The sequence below is a fragment of the Flavobacterium sp. genome (genome assembly GCF_044373165.1).
Lineage (GTDB): Bacteria > Bacteroidota > Bacteroidia > Flavobacteriales > Flavobacteriaceae > Flavobacterium.
Window position 1 is genome coordinate 1 of record NZ_JBILQL010000135.1, and the last position, 3024, is coordinate 3024.

At 37.7% G+C, this 3024-nt stretch carries 3 protein-coding genes; 2 read left to right on the forward strand and 1 reads right to left on the reverse strand.

The window, feature by feature from the left end; all coding sequences use genetic code 11:
- Together ACIQ32_RS11635 and rpe are read left to right on the forward strand one after the other, a co-directional pair.
- Window positions 1–824 (forward strand): RNA polymerase sigma factor RpoD/SigA (locus ACIQ32_RS11635; RefSeq protein ID WP_396195850.1); only part of this gene is annotated, 824 nt, incomplete at its 5' end.
- A gap of 481 nt (window positions 825–1305) precedes the next feature.
- The gene (rpe, locus tag ACIQ32_RS11640) at window positions 1306–1968 is read left to right on the forward strand and encodes a ribulose-phosphate 3-epimerase (RefSeq protein ID WP_396195851.1); all 663 of its coding nucleotides are present in this window, start codon (window positions 1306–1308) and stop codon (window positions 1966–1968) included.
- Between the two features lie 20 nt (window positions 1969–1988).
- On the opposite strand, the gene ACIQ32_RS11645 is transcribed toward rpe, so the two are convergent.
- The gene (locus ACIQ32_RS11645; RefSeq protein ID WP_396195852.1) at window positions 1989–2801 is read right to left on the reverse strand and encodes a zinc-dependent peptidase; all 813 of its coding nucleotides are present in this window, start codon (window positions 2799–2801) and stop codon (window positions 1989–1991) included.
- Between the last annotated feature and the right edge of the window lie 223 nt (window positions 2802–3024).

Sequence of the window (3024 nt, forward strand, 5' to 3'; positions counted from 1 at the left end):
AAACCGCATCCTTAGACAAGTACCTACAAGAAATCGGAAAAGTGGATTTGATCACGGCTGATGAAGAAGTGGAATTAGCACAACGCATCAAAGCCGGAGACCAAAGAGCCTTAGAAAAATTGACCAAAGCCAACCTACGTTTCGTAGTTTCCGTGGCTAAACAATACCAAAACCAAGGGTTAACCTTACCCGATTTGATTAACGAAGGAAATTTAGGATTGATCAAGGCTGCTCAACGTTTTGATGAAACCCGTGGTTTTAAATTCATTTCTTACGCCGTTTGGTGGATTCGTCAATCTATTCTTCAGGCTTTAGCTGAGCAATCTCGTATTGTTCGTTTGCCTTTGAACAAAATTGGCTCTATCAATAAAATCAACAAAATGTACGCCTTGTTAGAGCAATCTAATGAACGTGCGCCTTCTGCTGAAGAAATTGCCAAAGAATTGGATATGACTGTAAATGACGTAAAAGAGTCCATGAAAAACTCCGGTCGTCACTTATCCATGGATGCGCCACTTGTAGAAGGTGAAGACTCTAACTTGTACGATGTATTGCGTTCAGGAGAATCGCCCAATCCGGATAGAGAATTGATTCACGAATCTTTGCGTACCGAAATTGAGCGCTCTTTAGAAACCCTTACTCCAAGAGAAGCCGACGTAGTTCGTTTGTATTTTGGATTAGGCGACCAACACCCAATGACTTTAGAAGAAATTGGAGAAACTTTCGATTTAACCCGTGAGCGTGTACGTCAAATTAAAGAAAAAGCAATCCGCAGATTAAAACATACTTCCAGAAGTAAAATTTTAAAAACATATTTGGGATAATCCCAATAACCGCAACAACAGTCTGATTAACTGTTCGTTTTTTGATTGATGATTGAAACTCCGGCTGATTACCGGAGTTTTATTTTTTAATGTATTTGCACTGAATTCAAGATTGAATAAACAAGCTTAAGCTATTATACCTGAAGCCCAATGGGCTTCCTCCTCTTAATATCAAATGGCTGATTACCGGAGTTTTATTTTTTGCACGGCAAATAAAACTCCAGTCTGTTCGCTACGCTCGGGTTTCCGGAGTTTTAATTTTTTACACCTTTTTTTATTTGGGCGTTACCCAAGGGCCGGGCTATCCATTCCAATATTTTTACATTTCCCTTCGGGCAATCTAAAAATGATTTCCTTTCCTATCCCTAACGCAAACCCAGCTAAAATTCAACCAAAACTGCTTAAGTCAACTTCCCAAAAAAACATAGCGAACTTTGCAGTTAAAAACCTAATTTTGTACCAACAACACAAACTTTTTACAATGAAAAATACAATTATTGCACCATCAGTCCTTGCAGCCGATTTTGCCAACTTACAGCGCGACATCGAAATGATTAACGACAGTGAAGCTGATTGGTTCCACATCGACATTATGGATGGTGTTTTTGTCCCTAATATTTCTTTTGGAATGCCGGTTTTACAAGCCATCTCCAAACACGCCAAAAAAACCATTGATGTACACTTAATGATTGTTGACCCCGATAGATACATCAAAACTTTTGCCTCTTTAGGAGCCAATATCTTGACTGTTCATTACGAAGCTTGTACACATTTACATCGAACGCTCCAAGCCATCAAAGCGGAAGGTATGAAAGCCGGTGTTGCTTTAAATCCACACACCAACATAAGCTTACTCGAAGATGTAATCAAAGACATCGATTTGGTGTGTTTGATGAGTGTTAATCCCGGATTCGGCGGACAATCATTTATCGAAAACACTTATGCTAAAGTCGAAAAACTAAAAGAACTGATCATCCGTAAAAATGCACCTACTATTATCGAAATTGATGGCGGTGTAACAGATACAAACGCCAAACAATTAGTTCAAGCCGGCGCTGATGTTTTGGTAGCCGGCAGTTATGTCTTCAGCGCACAAAATCCAACACAAACTGTAGCTAATTTGAAGAAATTAACCCAACTATAAAGACTTCAGAAGTTTCAAAATTAATGTTTGTGATTCAGCATTTTACTCACAAGATTGAACAATTCGGGGAATTGTAATTGGAATTCTTCAGGCGTTTCAAAATAATGCTCAACTATAACCGAAATAAACTCAAACTGATTGGTAAAAGCATAAATTCGGAAATAATCAGAATCGATTAAACGCTGGCGATTCGGCGGATGATTGACTTGCTCATACAACTTGTCGTAATGCTTTCTGAAAGACAACGAACTACCGTCGTTATTCCTTAAACTGTGGTGGTGAATTACATGCGAGAACTCGTGTATGCCTAGATTTAGATTGTCGTTATCGACTTGGTAACCTTCCGTAAAGTGCTTCCATGAAAAAACAACAGTCTTCAGACGCGGGTTAAATTCTCCTTTATGATAATCCTCCGAATGATTCGAGTAGTACTCTTCCGGGTAAAGGATAATTTTATCAAAAGCATCCACCAAATAACGTCGCATTCCGAAAGTCAACATGACATAAGTACCGGCAATTAAGGTTTGTACCTCATGCGTTACTTGGAATCCTTCCCTTGGGATGAATTCATATTTCTCGGTAAAAGATGCCAATCGGTGGTGAAAGTAGGCTTTATGTTTGTCTGAAAGCTTACGGTAAAATTCAAACTGTTGTCTGAGGACAAACTCTTCCTGAGCGGTTATCTTCTTCCGTTTGATGTAAAGATGTATGTAAAGTGGCTTTTGAAAAAGGGCTATACTAATATCGTCTAAAAAACTCAATATGAACATCCCTGTATAAACCAAGAACGAACCAAATACCAACAGGATAACAAGGGCCAAAAAAACTTCCATTGGCTAAAGATATAAAAAAAGCCCAAGAGTTAACTTGAGCTATTATAGTGACCGCTATAGACTTATTTTCAAATCAAATTATAGAATTTCTTAAATCTTTTACTTTGATTGTCTAAATAAAATAACCTCTAATTTTATTTAGAGGTTATTAATATAACTTTGAAAAAATAATATTTATTCAATACATTATTTTCTCTCCACCATCACTTTCTTCGTGATAGAT

What these genes read in the sequence shown, in the direction of transcription:
- ACIQ32_RS11645 (WP_396195852.1), bottom strand. Translation starts at nt 2,801, where the DNA reads ATGGAAGTTTTTTTGGCCCTTGTTATCCTGTTGGTATTTGGTTCGTTC.
- rpe (WP_396195851.1), top strand. Translation starts at nt 1,306, where the DNA reads ATGAAAAATACAATTATTGCACCATCAGTCCTTGCAGCCGATTTTGCC.